Raw genomic sequence first — 21,031 nt, 5'->3', positions numbered from 1 at the left:
AGCACGGGTCCGGCGTTCTCCGTCCCCATTCCGGGCCGGGTGAGCCTGCGCACCGCCTCGTCGGCCGACATGTCCACGCGTATGTCCCCTCTCGTCCCTCGCATCGTCACCGGGCGCCCGTCAGGCGATCGTCACTGGGCGCCTGTCAGGCGACGGCCCGCAGCATCCCCGCCGACAGCAACCGGTCGGCCACGTCGCGGAGTCGGTCCGGAACGTCGTCGCCGGCGACACCGGGTCCGGTACCCGCCAGCTGCCACAGGGCGAGCGCCGCCGTGCCCACCCGGAGGAAGTTGCCCGTCGGGGTGTGCGCCAGGATGTCGTCACGGGCGTTGGTCACCCAGGCTTCCCGCACCAGCGCCCGGGGCGCGTCGTTCGGTGCCGCCGGGGCACCGGTCAGCAGGCCGAGGCGGACCAGGCCCACGAGCAGGTGGTCGACGGCCGCGTCCGCCCCGCCCCACGCCGCGCGCAGCTCGGCGACCGAGGCGCCGCCCTCCAGCAACTCGCCGACAGCCACGGGCAGTTCGGCGAAGACGGCCGGTCGCGCGCAGGACAGTACGGCCACCGGCGCGCCCTCACCCAGGAACGGGACGGGGGTGCGGCTGAGCCGGGCCGTCCGCGCCGGTGCCAGGACGGTGTCGGGCGGCAGCGCGCGGGGCCAGATGCCGCGGTCCAGGAGGAGGGGCTCGGGCGGCGGCGCGAGGCGGACCACCGGTTCGTCGGGGTGCGGGGTCCAGGCCAGTTCCCAGGCGAGCGGGAGCGAGGCTCCCGTCTGCGCGCAGAACCGGGGCACGACCGGGTCGAGGACGAGGGGGCGTTCACTCATGACGTCCTGCCCGCTTGCAGAACCGGCGCCGCGGCCACCGGCGCGGCGCCCACCGCCCGCAGCCATCCGCACAGTCCGGCCAGGGTGGCGATCACCCCGCCGGCCAGGATGCCCCAGCGGGCCCAGTCGGCCGGGGCGAGTCCGGCCAGCGCGAAGCCGACCGCCACGGCGCTCTGCAGCGTCGCCCCGTACGCGGCGCCCACCCGGCCCCGTACCTCGGGCGGGCAGTCGGCCATCACATGGGTGCGCAGCGCCACGTTCTGCACGGCGTTGGCCATGCCGCCACCCAGGAAGGCCGCCAGCATGACGGGGACGACGGGGAACGCGCCGGTCACCAGATAGCTCACGCCGATGACAGTGGCCGCGGCGACGGCGACCGGAGCGGTGGGCCTGCGGCCGAGCGGGCCGCGCAGCAGGCACGGGCCGAGGACCAGGCCCACGCTCCAGGTGGCCAGGAGCGTCCCGTAGACGGCGGTGCCGCCCGGGATGTCGTGGGCGAAGAACGGCAGCAGCACATTGGCCACCGAGGTCGCCGCGATCGTGATCACGACCGTGCCGAGGGTGATCCGGCGCCCCGCCCACAGCAGCGACAGGCCGACTCTCAGGCCGCCCCCGGGCCGCTGCACCGCCTCCTGCAGCACGGACCCGCCGCTACGCGCGGCCGCCGCCAGCCAGGCGGTGACCACCGGGATCGCCAGCAGGGCGAAGGCGAAGGTGGCCGCGTCGACCCAGAGCGCGAGGCCGGTGCCGCCGTGTGCCGTCAGCAGGCCCACCAGCAGGGGGCCGACGACGTATCCGGCGTTGCGCACCGACTCCATCAGCCCGTTCATCCGCAGCTGTGCGTCGGCCTGCGGGTACAGCTGCGGCACGAGGGTCATCACACAGGTCTGGGCGACGGCCCCGAGCACACCGAGCAGCAGCATCGTGGCGATGAGCAGCAGCGCCCCGTTGGCGACGGCGGCCGCACCCGCCGCGATCACGCACTCCAGGGCCAGGGCGGTCGCGAGGACGCCGTCCAGGCGGAACCGGTCGCAGATCCGGCCGATGGGACCGCCCAGCGCGATGCCGGGCACCAGAGCGGCCAGCATCTGTGCCGACACCACCGACGTCAGGTGCGTGCGGTCGGCGCCGCGCAGGGCGAGCGCCACCATCGCGACCTCGTCGCCCACGGTGCTCACCAGCAGGGCGGCGACCACCACAAGCGCCGCGGGCCTGCTCGCTCGGATCGCGGTCACCGGCCCTGCGCCTCCTCGGCCTCGACGGCCCGCCACGCCGACAGCCTGAGCAGCACGGCGTGCAGCAGCGGTACGGCTTCGGGGTCCGCCGTGCGCTCGAAGTCGGCGAGATCGAGGGTGTCGCCGTCGGCAAGCGCGGTCACGGCCGCGGCGACCTGCGGATGCCCGGCGACCTTCAGGGTGTGTCCCTGGGCGGCGACGGCGTGCCGGCCGTCAGCGAGCAGCCGCTGGCGCACCTCGACGTCCGCCCGGGTGCGTACCCGGGCCCGGCGCGGCACCGGGACGAGCGGATCGGCGGGCCTGCCGACGCCGAGGCCGCCGGAGGTCACCGCGGCCATGTGCTGCTCCCAGACGACGTCCGCGATCTCGGCGCCGCTCAGCCCATCGAGCGTGGCCAGTGCGGCGGCGGCCTGCGCCGGGATGCCGTCCGCGGCGATGGGGGCCTGGCTTGCCGTACGAGCCCGGCCGAGCAGGGTGCCGACCGCGTCGACGACGAGCGCGGCCGGGTCGCTGCGGGTGAAGAAGGCGATGTTGACGTTGACGGCCACGGCGTCGGGGGCCTCGCCGACGTGCAGCTGCTCGGAGGGGAAGTACGTCAACGCACCCGGCACACCGACCAGTTCGTCGGCGAGGTGGCGGGCCGCGGCGTAGTCGGCGGTGTGCTGGGGGACCAGGTCCGCCAGCTTGGGCGGCCAGGTCAGCAGGAGCTTGCGGCCGCGCAGGGTGAAGCCGAAGTTCCCGGCGTGGTCCACGTGCACCCCCACGTTGGTGGAGGTGTAGCGGCCGATGAAGGTGTCGATGTCGACGCGTCCCGCGACCCGGCTGCCGGTGTACCGGTGGACGTCGTCGGCCAGCTTCTTGGCCCGGTCCCACAGCGCCGCGTCGACGGCGTGCAGTCCGGAGACGGCGACGCTCCACTCGTGCTCGCGCATCCGCGCGTCGACCCGGGCGAGATAGGCGTCCAGGTCGTGGTCGTGGGGCAGCGGCAGGAACGGCCGGGTGTCGATGGGCTGGGTCCGGCCGTCGACCGTCACCACGATGCGGGGCAGGCCCGAGCCCTTGACCCGGTTGGCGGGGTCGGCGGCCAGCGTCAGGGCGCGGACCAACTGCTCGTCGGTGAGCCCCAGCTGGATGGGCGAGGAGGGCAGCGTCAGCGGGGCGCGCTCCCAGTGGCGGGAGGCGAAGTCCTTCCAGAAACGCTCCAGTGGGGCGTTGGTCGCGGGGGCCGGGTGGGGCACAGCAACTCCTGTACGTCAGGCCGCGACGCGCGGCAGTGCGAGAAGCCCGGGTGCGAGCGCGGCGCAGGCGATCACCCGGTGTTCGGCGAGGTTTGCCAGGAGCAGCCGCCGCTGCCGCTCGGGCAGCCGGGACCGCTCCGCTAGCTCGGCGTCGGTCGCGCCGTCGGCGGCGAGCAGCCACAGCAGCCGCCCGGCGGCGCTCACCCTGACGCCCCGGCCGGTCTCCGGGGAGACGAGCAGACAACTGCCATCGGGGCGGGAGTCCTGTACGAGGTGGGGCTGCGCGGCGTACCACACGCAGGCCGACTCCATGTCGGGTGAGCCCTGTGCGACGCTGAGCGCGCCGTGGGAGGCGAGCCGCGCCAGCGTCGCCGCCGCCGCGCGGGGCGAGGGGATGTCACGCCACAGGTCGGCCAGGGCGTGGGTACGCCCGTCGAGCAGCGGCCGCCATTCCTGCGGTACCTCGAGCAGGGCGTCGCACGAGGGCACGTGCAGCAGGACGCCGCGCCCGGTGACCGAGACCCGTCCGCGTACGCCGTTGGCGAGCCGCACCGTGGCGGCCCGCCCCACCTCGGGGCACGGCGCGGCGGGCACGGCCACCCGCCGGGCCGGCAGCTCCGCCTCGGCGAGCGCCCACAAAAACGACCACTCCTCGGCGTCCCCGATCCAGGTCCCCCCGTGGAAGGCGGCGCCGGCGGCCGGGCCGCCGCCCCCGCCGGAGGTCAGCCGGGCCGCGTCCTGCCGGCTGAGCCCCGTGCTCACCGTGTAGTCGAGGTCGAAGGCCAGATCCTCGCCCTCCTCCGGCGGGATCAGCTCGACGCCGAACAGGTCGGGTCGCTCGCCGACGGGCGACAACACGTCGAGGATGAAAGGCCCGTTGGCGGCGGTCGAGTACGGCACGCCGAACTCCTCCACGGACCGTCGCAGCGTCTGAGCGGCGAACTCCTGGGTGCGCAGGGCCTCTTCCTCGCTCTCGCCGGGAAACCCGGTCATGCAGAAGAGGTGCACGGGAACCTTGTTGCCCAGCAGCGCCTTGAGCGACGGCTCGATGTCGTCGACCTTGGTGCCCTTGCGCATCAGGTCGAGCACGCGCTGGTTGTACGACTCCAGGCCGAGGTCGAGGCGACGGCAGCCGGAGCGGCGCAGCGCGGCGGCCAGTTCGTCGTCGAGCCCCTTGCTGAACCGGGTCTCGCCGTACCAGTACAGCTCGTGCCCGCCCTCGTTCAGCTCCCGGGAGACGCCCCGCAGCGACGTCAGCGTCATGATCTCGTCGACGAACATGAAGCTGTCGCTGCCGTGCTTGGCCGCGAGCGCCGCCATGTCGCGGACGACCTGCTCGGGGCGGCGGATGCGGAACTTGTTGCTGGCGAAGGGGATCGAGCAGAACGCGCAGTCCCACGCGCAGCTGCGCGACGCCTGCAGCGGCAGCACGGGCCCGGGGGCGAAGTACCGGTCCAGGGGCAGTCCGTCGAAGTCCGGCGTGGGCAGCTCGCAGACGTCGACCATGGCGGCAGGGGTGCGCGACAGGCCGCCGCGCCCATCCCGTTCCAGGAGCCCGGGCACCGGCCGGTCATCGGCGCCGGTGATCCGGTCGCACAGCGCGGGCAGCGCGTCCTCGCCCTCGTAGGACACGAACGAGTCGACGTACGCGAAGAAGGGATGCTCCTCCTGCCAGCGGCTGACCATCCGCGTGGTCAGGTTGCCGCCCATCACCACATGCACGTCGGGGCGGCGGAGCTTGATGTGCCGGGCCGTGGTGAGGGCCGCGATCAGCTGGGTGTCGGCGGAGACCGAGATACCGGCCACCGCCAGATCGGCATCGTCCAGGCCGGGGATCGGGCGCCGCTCCAGCGCCCACGCGTACACGTTGCGCTCCGGCGAACCGGCCGCCAACAGAATGTCCTTGGAGCGCCGGTGCGAGAAGCACGAGAAGTTCCCCCTGAGGTCGAACCTCAGGCCGGGAAAGGAGGCGGAGACACAGGCGAGCCCGTTACGGACGACGGTGGCGGCGTCGGTGAAAGCGGCCGGATCGGCCAGTACAGCACGGGACTTGAGGGCCGCACGCGCGGCGTCCACGCGCCGCACCGTGTCACCGAACACGGCGAGGATCTCTTCGTGCGCCCCGCGCTCGTGCGCGGCCAGGCCGTCCAGGCGGCGCTCCGCCTTCGGCAGCAGTTCCCCAAGGCCTTCGCAGGACAGCAGCCAGTCGGTCTGCTCGATACTCAAATCGAGCGAGGTGACCTGCCAGCCGTGCCGCCGCATGACCGCGGCGAGCAGCGGTACCGCCAGGTGCGGCGCGTACACGTTCCAGATGGGCGGATTGACCAGGAGAATTCGAGGCTGCCGCATATGAGCCCTCGTGAAGATTGATGCCGGATGGGGTGGGGAGTCGAGCGAGCGTGGCCGTCAGTGCGCGGACAGATCCCGCGGTCTCAGCTGTCGGTACCGTCCTGCAGCAGGGCGTACTTGCTGTTGGCACGCTTCGGGGTGACCGGCTGGACGGCAGTGGCCTCGTCCGTCTCCGCGAGAGCGGCGAGCTTGTCGGCGTCGAGCTCCTGAGCGGATTCCTCGTGGTTGATGTTCATGCCTACTCCGATCGTTGACTCGATGACACGTTGACCTGATAGGTGCTGTTCTGTGCGATGCATGGCCGCGGCCCACGCCCGACTCCCCGGGCGTCCGGCACATCACACAGACAACCAACACCGCCCGGAACATCACTCGGGCGACACTCGAGACCCTCCCGGCACACCCTCCCGGCCACCGATCCGCCCCGAAACACACCGAGAACGACCCGATCGCCAAGCCACGGCAGCACCACCTTGAACCGTGCCCCGTCCGACGCCAGGCCTCACCGACCACTACCACCTGCCGGTCCTCCCGCCACCCCTCACCACGGGCAAGCACCTGTCCAGCCACGACACGGCGGCCCCTGTGACACGTCGACGAACAGCGTGTTGTTGACGCGTACGGCGTTTTACAGGAAAGACATGCCCGCGGCATTGGTCAGGAGCTTGCCCAGTGCCGTGAGCTCGTGCCGGACCGCACGGCCGTTGCGCACCGTGTCGATCAGTCCGGCTTCGCGGAGGGCAGCCGCGTGCATAGAGGCCGCGCCCGGGCTGACTGCAAGGTTGGCGGCCAGTTCGCTGGTGCTCAGTGGATCGCTCAGCAGGCGCAGTGCGCGCGCTCGGGTGCTGCCCAGGACCGGAGCGAGCGCGTCCTCACCCGGAGCGGCGGGCAGGACCGGTGTGCCCGGACCGGCCGGATAGACCACCAGCAGTGGCTGATCCTCGTTGTCGCCGACCAGAGTCGCACCGGTCCAATGGAACGTGGGCAGGAGAACCAGGCCACGACCGGCTGCCGCCACGTGCCGCGCATAGGGCGCGTCGACCTCCCAGCAGCCGTCGACCAGCCGGGAGCCTGGACACAGTGTGGCCAGCGCGCCGACGACCCCGCGCTCGGCCGCGTCGAGAGCGTAGCGAGCGAGTTCGGCCTTGTGGCCAGCCGTCACTTGGGGCCAGGTCGCGCCGAACGCAGCGTCAAAGGCATCGTTCAGGCCCAGGCACAACCGCTCTCGGGAGGTGACGTCACCGTGGACCAGATCCCTCAGCCAAGGGGGCATAGGGCCCCTCCGCCCGGCCCAGGCTTGTTCGACGCCCGCCCGCACCAGGGTGATGGGGGCGGCCCGGACCGCGTCCAGGCCGGTCGCCAGGTCCGTGCTCAGCGGGTCGAGGAATGCCGGACCAGTGTATGCGGAGATCAGGTCCCACAGCGGGCGGGTGGTGCCGGGCAGGCGCTGCCGTAATCCGCGCCGCCACCGCCCGAAGACCTGCTCCGAATCCGGGCGCAGCAGCATCATCAGTGCGAGCTTGAGCTCGACGAGTGGCGCCGGCTGCGGTGCGAACCGGATCCGAGCCAGGTCTTGTGTCGACAACTCAATGCGCAGCACACCCAATTCCCCCTGTTTGCAAGCCTTTTAGTGAGAACAGAAGACATGGCCGGCGGGCTGCGGACGGGCCAGGCTGAGTGCGCGCCGTCATAGCGCACCACTGGCACCGCACCGTGAGGAGCACCCGCATGAGGATCAGATTCGGACGCCGCACCGCGACTCTCGTGGCGGCCGCAGCCGTGAGCGCCTGCGCGCTCATCACGTCAGCGGGGAGCGCCTCCGCCGACGACATCGTCCCGATCAACGTCGGCCACTGGGTCGGTCTCTACAACAACCCCAACACCACGGGCGGCAAGATTGGTTGGCCGGATGTCCCTCCGGGCGGCTCGGTCTACGCCCAGTGCTGGACCGTCGGCCAGAGCATCGGCAACTACGGCAACACCTGGTACCGGGTGAACGAGGTCAACTACAACGACGGCAACGGGTGGTACTGGACCGGCAACGCCTACGTCTTCGCCGGATACGCCGACGGCAATGCCCGCTCCGTCAACCGGGACGCCAATATTCCTCGCTGCTGATCCGTCATGCCGGGCACCGGCCGGCGAACAGCATCTGCCGCAGCGGAGCGACTCCGCAGGCGTCCACGGACATCCGCGAGGTGCTCGCAGGTGTGCCCCGCCGCGTGAGAAGGACAGCGGGGCACGCTGTGGAGGGCGTCGAGTCGGTGCCCTCGGGGGGCCGAGGCCGATCGGGCCGTCGTATTCCTGCTCCACGGTGTAGAAGTACGCGGTCGAGCAACTGCCTTTGTTGCCGCCGGTCATGTCGTGGAGCGCGTTCGGGTCGGCGTACGGGAGCGAGGCCGGGTTCGAGCCCAAGGCCGCCGTCAGCGTAGACGCCGGCGATGATCGGCAGGGCCGCGTTGGTCCCGCCGTAGGTCACCTCGCCTCCTGGCAGAGCGATGTTTCCGCTGTTTCCGGGGATCGGGCCCCAGCGGCATGAGGCGACTGCACCGAGCCCATGGACATGACGCGGGTGGGCGGGGGTAATGCCGTTGCAGCGGCCTTGACTCTGTTACTGATCTCCATGTCGGTTCTCCTACCGGAGCAGGTGCCCGGGGCGCGTTGCATCACAGCCTGGGCGCTTCAACACACTGTGCGGAGTGGCTAGTTGCACGGCGAGGTGAGGGAACCGGTGCCGCCGTTGCCGGGATGGTCGCTGTTGTCGCCCTTGCGTTGCACCACATCCTCGATGCCCCGGGACGGCACATCCATGACGGCAGGTTGACGTTCGCCTGTCGTTCGGACCCGGGCGAGTACGGCTATGACGGGTCCCCTCAGCCTGGACGCTGAACAAGCAGGAGGCCCCGGTCGGTCAAACCATGCCTCCGGGTGGGAAGGGGCCGCCGGGTGAGCACCCATGGGGTGAGGGACGCGCCGGCGCTTCCGGGCCGCACCGTGCTGTCTCAGGAGCTGACGGCTGCCGATCCTCGGGCCGTCCCGTGCTGAAGTCAGTTTCGGCCTGTACTGCGCGTCCGGCTGCTGCGCGCCGGACGCCGCCTACGCCGCGGCCCTGTCAGGATGGTCTCTCCGACCGCCCACGCGACCGCGCAGTCACGGGAGTCGATGGCGTCGACGTGCTGGTGGACCGCCGCGGCGGCTGGCCCTCGGCGGCCGGAGCGTGTTCGGTCCGCAGGGCGGCGAGCCGGGCCTCGGCGTCCGCGGCGGAGGGTGAGCCGAGTCGGCGGTAGAGTTCGACTGCCTCCTCCAGGCCGGACAGGGCGGCGGCGCGGTCGCCGAGAGCGAGAGTGCAGCGGGCGGCGCCTTCCAGGGCACGCGCCTCGTGCAACAGCCTGCGGGTGTCGCGGGCGAGTGCCAGGGCCTGCTGGTGGAGCGTCAGCGCCGAGCGTGGGTCCGCCGTCCGCTCAGTCAGGGCCGCGAGGTCGAGCAGGGCGCTGGTCTCGCCGAGACGGCTGCCGGTCTCCTGGTAGAGCGCCAGCGCCTGTTGGTAGAGAGCGACGGCGTCACGGCTGTCACCCAGCGCGTCGCGGGCCCGGCCCAGGCCCAGCAGCGAGTCGGCCTCTCCGTGACGGCTGCCCGCCTCCCGGCAGGCGTCCAGGGAGCGCTGGTGCAGTTCGGCCGCGGCGCCGTGGTCGCCGGCGGCGTGCCGGACCCGGCCCAGCCCACGCAGGGTGTTGGCCACGCCCTGCACGCTGTTGAGGTCCTCGTAGATCGTCAGCGCCTCCTGGTAGTGCTCCCCGGCTCTGCCCCGGTCGCCCACCTCCTCCAGGATGTAGGCCAGGTCGTGCAGGGCGGCGGCTTCGCCGCGGCGGTCTCCCATGGTTCGGTAGAGGGTGAGCACCTGCGAGGTCAGCTCGACCGCGGCAGGGGAGTCGCCCGAGGAGTGCCGGGCCCGGCCCAGGTCGCACAGCGCGCGGGCCTCGCCGAGCCGGTCGCCGAGGGCCCGGAAGGCTGAAAGGGCTCGTTCGTGCAGCCAGGCGGCCTCGCGGATCTCCCCGGTCAGCAGCCGGATGCGGCCGAGCTCGTGCAGGTCGTTGGCCTCGCCGTGCGGGTCGCCCAGCTCCTGGTGGATCGCGAGAGCCCTCTCGTACAGCTCTGCGGCGGCCCCGTAGTCGCCGGTCGCGTGCCGGGCTCGGCCCAGGTCGCACAGGGCGTCCGCCTCGCCGCGGCGGTCGCCGGCGGTTGCCGCCGCGGTCGCTGCGGACTGGTGCAGCGCGGCGGCTTGGCTCCAGCGCCCCTCCAGCAGAAGGAAGGCAGCCAGGTCAGCGGAGATCGACACGGTGAACGAGGGGAGGGCCGCGAGGGCGGGGTGACCGAGGAGTGCGAGCAGGTTCCGGTGCTCGCTGCGCATCCAGGCCAGGGCCTCGGCCCGGTCCGTCAGCGCGGGGAGGGCAGCCGGTGCCGCCGGCTCGAGGTGCCGGCCGGGGCGGGTACGGCGTGCCAGGTGTTCGTTGGCCCGCGCGGCGGCGTGCTGGTAGTACCCGGCCAGCCTGGCCAGCGGGGCGTTGCGGTCCGTCTCCCCGGTCTGGTCTTCGGCCATCGACCGGGCGTAGAGACCGACGAGGTCGTGGAAGAGGTAGCGCCCCGGCGTGCGCTGGACCAGCAGATTGTGGTGGAGCAGGGATTCCAGCAGCCGTTCCGCTGTGCGATGGTCGGTGCCGGCCAGGGCGGCGACGGCACAGGTGTCGACGTCGTAGCCGGGGAAGCGGCCCAGCAGCCGCAACAGGTCCTGTTCGTCGGGAGCGAGGGAGGCGAAGGAGGTTGCGAAGACGGCGGTCAGGCTGCGGTCCTCGTCCGTCAGATGGGTCAGGCGCTGGTGCTCGTCGCGGAGCCTGTCCACCAGGTCCTGAAGGCCCAGGCCGCGATGGTGGCGCAGCCGCGCAGCGGCGATGCGGATGGCCAGCGGCAGGTGGCCGCAGAGCCGGACGAGCTCGGCGGCCGCCGGATGGCCGGCGGGGACGCGACCGTGGCCCGCGCCCTCTCGCAGCAGCGCCACCGCGTCGGTGTCCGGGAGAAGGTCGACGGCCAGGCTGTGTGCGTCGTCGAGGCCGGTCAGCCGCTTGCGGCTGGTGATCAGGACCAGGCAGCCGGGAGTGCCTGGCAGGAGCGGGCGCACCTGTGCGCTGCTGGCAGCGTTGTCGAGGACGATCAGGGTGCGTGTGTCGGCGAGCCGTTCCCGGTACAGGGCGGCGCGGGTGCTCAGTTCCTCGGGTATCTGCTGCGGCGCTACGCCCAGCGAACGCAGCAGCCAGTCCAGGGCGTCGGCGGGGGTGACCGGGGCGATCCCGGCCGTGTGGCCGTGGAGGTCCACGAAGAGCTGCCCGTCGGGGAATTGCGCACGCATCCGGTGCCCGGCGCGAATGGCCAGCGCGGACTTGCCCACACCGCCCATGCCGTTGATCGCCGAGATCACCACCATGCCGGAGGCGCTGCCCGCGGGCGCCGACCTGGCCAGCGCCAGCAGTTGATCGAGCTCCCGGGTCCGGCCGGTGAACAGCCGGGTGTCATAGGGGAGCTGGCAGGGCGCCCCCGGGCGCGGCCGTCCCGTCTCGGAGGCGACGGCCGAGCGGGCCGGGGCGGAGACGGTGCGCGCCGCCGCGAGCAACTGTTCGCGGCGGCGCGGATCGAGTGCGAGGGCCTCGGCGAGCCGGCTCACCGAGGAGAGCCGCGGCTGTCGCCGCCCCGCCTCTAACACACTGATCGAGTGGGCCGACACCCCTGACCGGTCGGCTAATTCGTCCTGCGTCCAGCCGACCGAGAGCCGACAGTCACGCAGAAGCTCCCCAAAGGCACTACCGCCCACTTTCCCCCCTAGAAACGGTCAGCCGCCGGAATGACACAGGCCGGTCGGACCATTCTCGGTCGGTGAGCTGGACGCGTTCAACTGCCGTTCCGGCCTGCGGGGAGGGCAGGTCGACCCGCGCATCTGTACGAGACGTGCGCACGGGCGGAGGAGATCCTCTTGAAGCTGCTGGCGCGATTTCTCTGCCCGCGGCTCCAGTTCGGCCTTGCGGGCCGTGATCAGTGCATGGAGGTCCGGTTCTGTATCCCTGGCCACCTGACGCGCCTCTCGCCCGGATCCTACGGACAGGCACCTCCCTCACGTCGGGGAATCCGTGGATCTCTGATCACCTGAACGGCAGACGGTGCGGGAGTTGAGTGCGGCATTCGCCGGACTTGAGCAGTGGTGGGAAGACTGGGCGTACCGGAGGGTCAGGCGTTCCTGATCAGCCCGGGCGGCGCGTACGACATCCTGTTGAGACGGGGCGGGTCGGCCCGGAGTATCTGCTCCGGGCCGACCCGCCCACGCGAGGTCAGCTTGCGGCGGGAACCGGGTCGCGGGTTGGTACGGGTGTCTGCTTCGGATCGGGCTCGGCCGGCACCGCGGAGGGAGCGGGGGCGGGGGCGTAGGGGATCTCTCCGCGCAGGACGGCCTTGGCGCGGTCCTCGTCGAGCTCGCCCTCCCAGCGGGCGACGGCCAGGGTGGCGACGCCGTTGCCGACCAGGCTGGTCAGGGCGCGGGCTTCTGACATGAACCGGTCGACGCCGAAGATCAGCGCGAGGGCGGCGGGCGGGACGTGGGGGACGGCGCTGAGGGTGGCGGCCAGGGCGATGAAGCCGGAGCCGGTGACGCCTGCGGCGCCCTTGGAAGTGAGGAGCATGACGGCGAGCATGGCCAGCTGCTGGGTGAGGCTGAGGTGGATGCCGAGGGCCTGGGCGAGGAAGACCGAGCCCATGGTCAGATAGATGGCGGTGCCGTCGAGGTTGAAGGAGTACCCGGCGGGCAGCGTGATGCCGACGACCGGTTTCGAGGCGCCCGCGTGCTGGAGCTTGGCCATCATGCGCGGCAGGACGGGCTCGGTGGAGGAGGTGCCCAGGACGATCAGCAGTTCTTCCCTGATGTAGCGCAGGAAGGGCAGCAGCCGCAGTCCGTTCAGGCGCATCACGGTCCCGAGGACGACCAGGACGAAGACGAGAGCGGTCAGCCACAACGAGCCGACCAGCAGTCCCAGGTGGCGCAGGGTGCCCAGGCCGTAGTGGCCGATGGTGAAGGCCATCGAGCCGAACGCGCCGATGGGGGCCAGCCGCATGACCCAGCGGATGAGCGTGAACAGGACCGTGGAGAGTTTCTCGACGCCCCGGGCGATGCCCAGGCCGGCCTCTCCGCTCGCGTGCAGGCCGAATCCGAACAGCACGGACACCAGCAGCACCGGCAGGATCTCGTTGCCCGTCAGGGCGCTGACCAGGGTGGCCGGGATGACGGCGAGGAGGAAGGCGGCGAAGCCCTCGTGGGCCGTGGTCGCCTCCGGCGGCAGGCCCTTGGCGGACAGGGTCGAAAGGTCGATGTGCAGACCGCTGCCCGGCTTGACGACATTGACGACGACCAGGCCGATCACCATGGCCACGGTGGTCAGTACCTCGAAGTAGACCAGGGCCTTCAGGCTCACGCGGCCGACCGCGCGGGCGTTGCCCATGGAGGCGATGCCGTGGACGACCGTGCAGAAGATGACCGGCGCGATGAACATCTTCACCAGCGCGATGAAGCCGTCGCCGAGCGGCTTGAGGTCAGCGCCGGCGGACGGCCACAGCCCGCCGACGGCGGCGCCGAGGAGGACGGCGACCAGGCACTGGACGTACAGGTGGGACAGCATCCGGCGGATGCGGCCCGGTGGTGCGGTGACGGTACCCGGGGCGGCGTCGTTGCGGCTCATGCGGGGCGTCCTTCCAGGACGGGAACGAGGAGTTCGGCTCGGGCGATACGCCGGGCGGCGCGGTGCAGCAGCACCGTGGGGGACGCGCCGTCCGGTGCGGGGACGGCTTGGGTGGTGACCACGCCGGCGGGGGTGCCCAGGCGCAGCGTGCCGTCGGCGGTCTGCCGGGCGACGCGGTGGGCGAGGGTGCCGGGGGTGGCGGCGGCCGTGGCCAGGGCCACGGCGGAGGTCAGGCCGATCGCCGGGTGCGGGGCGTGCATGGAGACCATGCGCACGGCCAGGTCGTACGCGTCCTGGTGGACGAGTGCGCCCTGTGTGGTGCGATAGGGCGCGGGCCGGGCGACGATGCCCACCTTCGGCACCGCGTGGCTGACCGGATCGCCCTCACGGGCCAGGCCCATGGCCAGCGCTGCCTGGCGGCGCAGCAGCGTCAGCGCGGGTACGGCGGTGGCGAACGCGGTGAGGGATTCCGTGCCGTCGAGACCGAACGCCTTGGCCTCGAACAGAGCGGCCGGCGCGCCTGCGTCCACCAGGGATGCCTCGACAAGGCCGTCCGGGCCGGTCAGCTCGTCCAGTGGCCGGCCGGTCGGCAGAGCGCGGCCGGTCGTCGAGCCCGCCGGGTCCTCGAACCCGAGCAGGACCGGCACGCCCGGCGCCGAGGTACCCGGCACCACGGCCGTGCCCTCCTCCGGGGCCACGCCCGCGGGGGTGGGGATCGTGCCGGTGAGGCGGGCCCCGGTGTTGACGTTGAGCATGCGGACGGTGGTGGTGTCCGACGTGATCGGCACGAGATCGTGGTGGACGGCGTACAGGGCCACGGCGGTGGCGCAGTTGCCGCAGTTGCTGGCCCATTCCACGCGCTCGTCGCCGATACCGACCTGCGCGAAGGCGTACTCGACATCCACACCGGCCCGGGTCGACGCCTGTACGACGGCGGCCTTGGAGGTGGTGGAGGAGGCGCCGCCCACGCCGTCGATCTGGCGGGGGTCGGCGGCGTTGAAGGCGGCGAGCAGGAGGGCATCGACGTCCACGCCCGTGGCGGCCACGTCACGGTGGTCGAAGATCCAGCACTTGCTGGTTCCTCCGCGGATCATCTCGCCCTGCAGACGCAGCACAACCGACTCCTCACAGCCAGGGAAGGGGAAGTCCACCGACGGTCTCGCCGTGCGTGGTGTCCTCCACGGTGGGTTACGGCAGCGTGAAGTACAATCTCGGAAATCTGCATGGCTATTAAGGTGAAGTGAACGCTGGAGGTGGCGGCATGCTCGACGTACGGCGCATCCTGCTGTTCACGGAGGTCGCCCGGCGCGGCTCGGTGACCGCGACGGCCCGCGCCCTCAACTACACCCCGTCAGCGGTGTCGCAGCAGATCAGCCGCCTGGAAACGGAGGCGGGCCAGCCCCTGCTGGAACGCCACGCCCGGGGCGTCACCCTCACCGACGCCGGACGGGCGCTGGCCGAACGGGGGCAACGGATCGAACGCGAACTGCGGGCCGCGGAGAACGAACTCGCCGACCACGCCGGCCTGCGCGCGGGCACCCTGCGCATCGGCACCTTCCCCACCGTCGGCGCCTCGCTCCTCCCGCAGGCCGTGATCGCCTTCCGCGACGCCCACCCCGGCGTACGGCTGACCGTCCGCAGCGCCCGCATCGCCGGACTCTGGACGATGCTGGAGAACCGGGAGATCGAGATGTCGCTGATGTGGGACTACGACTGGAGCCGAATCGACCGGGAGGACATCGTCGTCACCCCACTGCTCGACGACCCGCCGGCCCTTCTCGTCAGCGACCACCATCCACTCGCCGGCCGCGACGCCGCCTCACTCGCCGACTTCGCAGACGATCCCTGGATCACCCGCGCCGACCGTCACCCGGTGGCCGAAGCCCTCGTCCGCGGCTGCCGCGCCGCCGGCTTCGAGCCCCACATCGCCTACGAGGCCCACGACTACCAGGAGGCCCAGGCCATGGTCGCCGCCGGTATCGGAGTCGCCCTCGCCCCCACCCTTGCCCTGGAGGGCATCCGGCCGGGCGTCGACGTCCTGCCCCTCCAGCCGCCGGCCCCCGTCCGCCGCATCCTCCTGGTGCGCATGGCCGACCACTCGCTCACCCCCGCCGCCCTGGCCTTCGCCGGACTCCTCCGCGACGCCGCAGCGGCCCGAACCCCCTGACACCGGACCACGCCCAGCGGCCGTGGAACCGTCGCGCTCCCGCGGGGAACCCAGGCCCCCACAGTGACAGTGGCGAGCGTCGGCTCCGGCAGTGACCAGGCCGAGAGCATGGTCGATGTCTTCCCATGCGGGTGCAGGCGGTGCGCCCGGTCAGCGGATCAGGGGCAGCGCCTGGTCCGGGTGCGCGGCATGCACGTACTTGACGGCGCTCTTGGGGTGGCCCACCTGAAGAATTGGCGCATCCTCACCAAGCTCCCCCTGCACGTCCGTCACGCCACCACGCTCCTGCGCGCCCTGCTCGTATGGGCCAACATCGAGATCGCGCGCTCGGCGAGGACCGGGACACCCTGCCGTTCGCAGATCCGGATGATCCGATGGGCGCGGGCGGCCGTCAGGTCGTGGGCCCTGCCCGGCAGGGCAGGCGGGATCCACAGCAACCGTACGGCGGGATCGGTCACCATCTGCACGTTCCCTCCATGCCGACGATGTTCGTGGGAGTAGTCGGCGCGGCTGTCACCGACCCGGATCGGTTTCGCGCAGGGCGCGCAGCGGGCCCGGGGCGCGGTCGGCGAGCAGGCCGACGGGAGGGTGACCGCCGCTGCAAGCTCCCGCCGCACACGGGAGCCTCGTGCGTTGCGCACACCATCGGCGTCACCCGATCAGTGGCCGCGCTGAAAACGCCCAGTGCTCACCTGTTGTCTGGCATGACGGGGTGGCCTCAGCAGGTGAAGCAGAGCGGAACTTGCCGATCATGCACGGATCGACCATGTCTCCGCTTTGTGGTACCCGCCGGATGTCATTTCCCCTAGTGTTTCATCGGGGCACGGATTTGGGGGATCTGGGGGGCGAATGAGCGGAACCGATGCGCGGGTTCGTGTCACGGGGGACGTGCGAGGCCAGTTGGTCATTGGTGACCACAATGTCGTCGTCACCGCTGAACGCTCGATCGTGACGGTGTTGCAGCCGGGAGAGCGGCCCGAGCCCACTCGCCGGAAGCGCATTGAGCTGCTTCCCCGGCGGACCGGCGCACTGCGTGGCCGTGAGAGCGAAATCGGCGAGATCAGATTAGCTGTGGCGGAGGCGGACCCGATCCAAGTCCACGGCGGAGAAGGGGTTGGGAAAAGCGCGCTCGTTCGACATGCGGCACGCATGATGGCCGGACGGGAATCCGGAATCGTATTTCTGAACGGATCCGGGCGCGACGCCGACGATATCGCTCAAGATATCTTCGAATCCTGTTACGACTCTTTCGCATATCGGCCGAGTCGGATCGAAATGCAACGGCTGATGGCCGGCATCGGAGCCTGCTTCGTCATCGACGACCTGGACTGCCCCAGGTCAGAGCTGACGGGGCTGTTGGATCGGGCCCCGGACGCCGCCTTCGTCGTTACCTCGGCCGAGCAGACCCTTTGGGGCAACGGCCGGATTCTCCCGCTGCGCGGACTGGGACGACAGGACGGGCGAGCCTTGCTGGGTGACGCCCTGGGGCGAGCCCTCACCTCGGCGGAGGCGGACACTGCGGACGCGCTGTGGGAGGCGACGTCGGGCAATCCCCTCGCCCTGCTGCGAGCGGCGGCCGCCGGCAGGCCGAACGGCAGCAGCGTCCGTCTGCCGTCTCCCGGTGAACTCCCCGACATCCTCGCCAGGGTCCTCAGCGACCTGACTACAGCGGAGCGGGACATGGTGTCCCTGCTCGGAGCCGCCGAAGGTTGGATGTCCACCGAGCTCATCGCGGTCCTGGTCGATGAACCGAGTTCTCTTCCCCAGGCCGCTGACCACCTCACCGCCCTTGGCATCACCACTGCCTGCGACGACGGGCTTCAACTCACCCGAGGAGCCAGGGAGGCTCTGCCGGAACATCTGAAGCTTCGAGCCGGGCAACTGGCCGACAAGGCTGGACGTCTGACCGAATGGGCGACATCACCGGACGCCCGGGCAAGACGCCTGAGCGACGACAGCCGCTTCGTGTCCGCCGTCATTCAAGCGACGATCACGACGGGGAAGCCGCGCGTCGGCGCCCGGCTGGCCGCGTCAGTGGCACCCAGTGCGGCCTGTTCGCTGCGCGTGGGCCCCTGGCGACGTGTCCTCGAACACGGCGTACGAGCCGCCACAGCCGCACGCGATCAGCGTCTCATCGCCTACTTCACTCACGAAGAGGGAATCCGATCGCTTCTCACCGGTAAGCGCGTAGCTGCCGTCGCGGCACTGACGGCAGCTGCCGGTATGTGGTCCCAACTCGGCGAACACACACTTGCGGAGGCAACCCGGCAGACTCAGCATCTCCTCGGGCCTACGACCTCCGCACCCCCCACGGGCCACGTGCCGTCCGGGCCTCACGCATCCGCCGGCCACCCGGCAGATCCCGCTGCCGGTCACGCGCCGGCATCGCATGGCTCGCACCCGGCAGCGGGGCACTCCTCCGCCCCTGCAGATCCAGGAGCTGGGACAGGCACGAGCACGGCGGGTGCATCCGGATCGAGTCATGCGGGAGGCTCTGGTGCTGGCAAGGCGGGGCTCGGGAAGGTCATGTCCGGACTCACCGGCAAGCTGATCCTCGGCGGCGGCCTCGCCGGATTGGTCGCCTCAGGGGTTGTCTTCGGAGTCAGCGGCAACGCCCCCGAGACAGTACCTGTCCATGTGAAGGTCACCAGCGCCATCATCGAGGTCTCCCTACCCGGTACACGTGAGAAGGGATGCCGGACGGGGCACGGCCAAACGGACTGCACCATCACAGTCACTCCGAAGAAGGGCGAGAGCGGGCCGATCGAGGTACGGCCGAACTCTCCACTCCCGGGCGGGGTCCACTTCGTCTACTGGGGCTGTGATCAAGGCCCTTCAGCCTCGGCGTGCACGGTGCGTGCCGACCAGGAGCGCACCGTTTGCGTGACGACCACGAGCCCGAAGGACGAAGCAGCCCGGACGGCTTGCGCGAGACGGGCCGGTATCGGTGATGAGCCTGGCAAGCAGGATTCGCCCAAGTCGCCCACCGCACTGTCTCCGGTGATGGTGATGACACCCGGTGGATACATCAGCGAAGTGTCCGCCGACGTTGTCGGCCAGCCGGTATGCCGCAGTGACACGACATCGCGGAACCGAGCCGGCGGAAATTTCCTGAGTTGCAGGTTCGTCGTACCAACCGGAACGACCCTCCACCTCACGGCGACACGGAGAGATCGAAATCCGGATCTCGTCGACGGGGACAACAGCCAGGTGCGGATCGGATTCGTGGGCTGCGACGAGCAGAACGATCCGCTCGCTTCCCCGGCACTGGCCACCTGCACAGTGCGGGTGAACAAGGGCACGGTGCTGTGCCTGGAGGCGCCGGTCGGTTTGAGGAACATGTGTAGCGCGTACGGGACCTCAGAATGGCCAACACTCCCGGCGACGCCACCTCCCGGATTCTCCCCCGGGCCGCACTACTCAGACTCGTACTACACGAACTGATCGAGGATGCCGTGACAGAACCTCAGGACCGTCCCGACGAACTTGGTGACCGCTACGACCTGCGCATCAAGGGCGACATCCAAGGCCAGTTGGTCCTTGGGCGGAACAACGAGGTGGTGATGGGCGGTCCCGTCGGCGCGGTCGACCTCCCCCGCCTGACGAGGTTCGCCGAGGCCATCGCCCAAGCTCTGCCTGCGCTTGATCTGGACGCTGACCAGCAGCGCGCGGTCCATCAACTGACTGCCGCGGTCCTCAGGGAAGCGGGAGAGAACCAACCCGATCACTCACGGTTGCGTGAAATGGGCCGCTCCCTGCGCACCGTGTTGGAAGGCGCGGCGGCTGGCGCGCTCACTTCGGGGATCCTCGGCATGTGGAGCCCGTGAAAGGGTGGTCGAACGTCACGCGCGCAGTCGGTTGGGAGGCCCACCCGAAGATCCGTGCGCGCGGCTTACGGCGGGAAGATCCGCTGATTGGTTCGGCCTCTCTACCAGCGGACGGCGGCAGACTTGAGGCGGAAGATCCTGTCCGGCCAGCTGCGGCCGGGTGAACGGCTGCCTGCCGCGCGCAGCCTCAAGGAGCAGTATGCGATCGCCGGGGCACCGCCCAGGCGGCGCTGCGCGTGCTGCGCGCCGAAGGAATGGTCTACATCCTGCACGGCGTCCGCGGGACGACAATTTGGGCAGCGAAACCGACTTCCTGCTCGCCGTCCTACGGTGCCGTGCGCGACCCGCCGTACGCTCCTTCCCGCTGCCGCCCACCGCCACCGGCCCCACCGTGCCCGAACCCGCCACCTCCGACCCCACCGTCCCCGAACCCGCCACCTCCGGCACCACCATCCCCGAACCCGCCACCTCCGGCACCACCGTGCCGGCTCCCAGCACATACGGCCCCCTCACGCCGGACCGCACCGGCCCGCACCTGCCGGCCGCCGCCCCGGCCACCCCTCCCACGGACAGGCGAAACCCGTGACACAACACCAAGCCGCCACCACCCCCTACCGCACCGGCCTGCTCGGCAACGACGACCCGCGCGAACGTGACCGCCTGGAGTCCATCCAGCGCAGCGTGGATGCGTTCACCACAGACATCATCGACGGCCTCCCGGTCCAGGCGTCCTGGAACTGCCTGGAACTGGGCGCGGGCGCCGGCTCCATCGCCTACTGGCTCGCCGCCCGGTGCCCTGCCGGACGCGTGGTCGCCGTCGACCTCGACACCCGCCATCTCGAGACCGGCCGGGCCGCCAACCTGGAGATCCAGGAGGCCGACATCACCCGGCACGACTACGCGCCCGGCACCTTCGACCTCATCCACGCCCGCTACCTGTTCTGCCACCTTCCCGACCGGGACGAGATGATCGCCCGGGCCGCCGGCTGGCTCTCCCCCGGTGGCTGGCTCGTCGTCGAAGAACCCTACGACCTGCCCCCTGCCGACTCCCCCTTTCCGCTGGTCCAGCGCATCCTCACCGCCTACCAGCACACCTGCAGGCAGCACGGCGCCGACATGACCTGGGCCCGCACACTGCCCGCACTGTTCGCCCGCAACGCCCTGACCGAGATCGCCTACGCCGGCAACCTCGGCCGCATGGGAGGACTCGGCAAGGACCGCTGGCGCCCGCTCATCCAGCGGGCCGCCCCCGCCCTCCTGGACAGCGGCCTGGTCACCGAAGCGGACCTCGACGAGTTCACCGAACTGCTCAAGGATCCGGCGTTCATCGACATCCCCCAGCTGACCGTCTCCGCCTGGGGCCGCCGCCCACCGCACACCCCACCGCCGGCCGCACCGGCCGGCGAACCTGTGCGGGGGTGAAAGGCCTGGCCAGTTGCCCGAACCAAGCTCGCTGTCCAGAACAGCCCGCAGACTGCGGTCACGGTCCATCGAGCCGCTGCCGCCTCCGTGGCGGCAGAAGGCGCCCAGCCCACGTCCGGTGGACGACCGACTGTGCCCGCAGGGCATGTGCAGGACACCGGCCCGGGTCCGCGTACAGGGGCCTCTGCTGGGCCTGTGGCC

General features: G+C 71.2%; 16 protein-coding genes and 2 pseudogenes. 7 read left to right on the top strand and 11 right to left on the bottom strand.

What is annotated here, in order from left to right; all coding sequences use genetic code 11:
* Nucleotides 1-145: 145 nt before the first annotated feature.
* The 6 genes from ABB07_RS40195 to ABB07_RS40170 form a co-directional block, all read right to left on the bottom strand.
* Complete coding sequence (locus ABB07_RS40195; protein WP_208903988.1) at nucleotides 146-823, bottom strand: hypothetical protein; 678 nt, start codon at nucleotides 821-823, stop codon at nucleotides 146-148.
* Entirely contained in the window at nucleotides 820-2,058 is a 1,239-nt protein-coding gene (locus tag ABB07_RS40190; RefSeq protein WP_208903987.1) for an MFS transporter, read from the bottom strand. The genes ABB07_RS40195 and ABB07_RS40190 overlap by 4 nt, the downstream gene beginning before the upstream one ends.
* Nucleotides 2,055-3,296, bottom strand: a complete 1,242-nt coding sequence (locus ABB07_RS40185; protein ID WP_208903986.1) for a hypothetical protein — start codon at nucleotides 3,294-3,296, stop codon at nucleotides 2,055-2,057. The genes ABB07_RS40190 and ABB07_RS40185 overlap by 4 nt, the downstream gene beginning before the upstream one ends.
* Nucleotides 3,297-3,311: 15 nt before the next feature.
* Complete coding sequence (locus ABB07_RS40180; RefSeq protein ID WP_208903985.1) at nucleotides 3,312-5,645, bottom strand: B12-binding domain-containing radical SAM protein; 2,334 nt, start codon at nucleotides 5,643-5,645, stop codon at nucleotides 3,312-3,314.
* An 83-nt stretch (nucleotides 5,646-5,728) separates the two neighbouring features.
* The gene (locus tag ABB07_RS40175) at nucleotides 5,729-5,881 is read right to left on the bottom strand and encodes a hypothetical protein (protein ID WP_208903984.1); all 153 of its coding nucleotides are present in this window, start codon (nucleotides 5,879-5,881) and stop codon (nucleotides 5,729-5,731) included.
* A gap of 392 nt (nucleotides 5,882-6,273) precedes the next feature.
* Nucleotides 6,274-7,245, bottom strand: a complete 972-nt coding sequence (locus ABB07_RS40170; protein ID WP_208903983.1) for an ArsR family transcriptional regulator — start codon at nucleotides 7,243-7,245, stop codon at nucleotides 6,274-6,276.
* Between the two features lie 128 nt (nucleotides 7,246-7,373).
* Between ABB07_RS40170 and ABB07_RS40165 the strand changes: the two genes are divergently transcribed.
* Nucleotides 7,374-7,763, top strand: a complete 390-nt coding sequence (locus ABB07_RS40165; protein WP_208903982.1) for a hypothetical protein — start codon at nucleotides 7,374-7,376, stop codon at nucleotides 7,761-7,763.
* Nucleotides 7,764-8,757: 994 nt separating this feature from the next.
* Here ABB07_RS40165 and ABB07_RS40160 read toward each other — a convergent pair.
* The 3 genes from ABB07_RS40160 to ABB07_RS40150 form a co-directional block, all read right to left on the bottom strand.
* Nucleotides 8,758-11,505 carry an ATP-binding protein gene (locus tag ABB07_RS40160; RefSeq protein WP_208903981.1) on the bottom strand — a complete coding sequence of 916 codons (2,748 nt, stop codon included), beginning with the start codon at nucleotides 11,503-11,505 and terminating at the stop codon, nucleotides 8,758-8,760.
* 511 nt (nucleotides 11,506-12,016) lie between these two features.
* Complete coding sequence (gene dctA, locus ABB07_RS40155) at nucleotides 12,017-13,414, bottom strand: C4-dicarboxylate transporter DctA (RefSeq protein ID WP_208903980.1); 1,398 nt, start codon at nucleotides 13,412-13,414, stop codon at nucleotides 12,017-12,019.
* Nucleotides 13,411-14,529, bottom strand: coding sequence for a PrpF domain-containing protein (locus tag ABB07_RS40150; protein ID WP_208903979.1), 1,119 nt, complete (start codon nucleotides 14,527-14,529; stop codon nucleotides 13,411-13,413). Before ABB07_RS40150 ends, dctA begins: the two co-directional genes overlap by 4 nt.
* 146 nt (nucleotides 14,530-14,675) lie before the next feature.
* On the opposite strand from ABB07_RS40150, the gene ABB07_RS40145 reads away from it, so the two are divergent.
* A complete protein-coding gene (locus ABB07_RS40145; RefSeq protein ID WP_208904004.1) occupies nucleotides 14,676-15,581 on the top strand; it encodes a LysR family transcriptional regulator in 906 nt (301 codons plus the stop codon).
* Nucleotides 15,582-15,731: 150 nt separating this feature from the next.
* Here the strand turns inward: ABB07_RS40145 and ABB07_RS41665 are convergent, their stop codons facing one another.
* A complete protein-coding gene (locus tag ABB07_RS41665; protein WP_279617441.1) occupies nucleotides 15,732-15,854 on the bottom strand; it encodes a hypothetical protein in 123 nt (40 codons plus the stop codon).
* A gap of 47 nt (nucleotides 15,855-15,901) precedes the next feature.
* Nucleotides 15,902-16,160: pseudogene (locus ABB07_RS40140) on the bottom strand (transposase family protein); the annotation flags it as partial.
* A gap of 270 nt (nucleotides 16,161-16,430) precedes the next feature.
* Between ABB07_RS40140 and ABB07_RS40135 the strand changes: the two are divergent.
* The 5 genes and pseudogenes from ABB07_RS40135 (at nucleotide 16,431) to ABB07_RS41415 (ending at nucleotide 20,830) form a co-directional block, all read left to right on the top strand.
* A complete protein-coding gene (locus tag ABB07_RS40135) occupies nucleotides 16,431-19,025 on the top strand; it encodes an ATP-binding protein (RefSeq protein ID WP_208903978.1) in 2,595 nt (864 codons plus the stop codon).
* An 11-nt stretch (nucleotides 19,026-19,036) separates the two neighbouring features.
* Complete coding sequence (locus tag ABB07_RS40130; RefSeq protein ID WP_208903977.1) at nucleotides 19,037-19,408, top strand: hypothetical protein; 372 nt, start codon at nucleotides 19,037-19,039, stop codon at nucleotides 19,406-19,408.
* 87 nt (nucleotides 19,409-19,495) lie between these two features.
* Nucleotides 19,496-19,603: pseudogene (locus ABB07_RS42165) on the top strand (GntR family transcriptional regulator); the annotation flags it as partial.
* Nucleotides 19,604-19,700: 97 nt separating this feature from the next.
* On the top strand, nucleotides 19,701-19,994 hold the full coding sequence (locus ABB07_RS41660; protein ID WP_279617440.1) for a hypothetical protein: 294 nt from the start codon (nucleotides 19,701-19,703) through the stop codon (nucleotides 19,992-19,994).
* Complete coding sequence (locus tag ABB07_RS41415) at nucleotides 19,991-20,830, top strand: class I SAM-dependent methyltransferase (protein ID WP_244189856.1); 840 nt, start codon at nucleotides 19,991-19,993, stop codon at nucleotides 20,828-20,830. The genes ABB07_RS41660 and ABB07_RS41415 overlap by 4 nt, the downstream gene beginning before the upstream one ends.
* Nucleotides 20,831-21,031 lie beyond the last annotated feature (201 nt).

Source organism: Streptomyces incarnatus (genome assembly GCF_001027185.1).
Lineage (GTDB): Bacteria > Actinomycetota > Actinomycetes > Streptomycetales > Streptomycetaceae > Streptomyces > Streptomyces puniciscabiei.
Note: the sequence above shows the minus strand (reverse complement) of the source record. Positions and strands in the feature narration are given on the sequence as shown.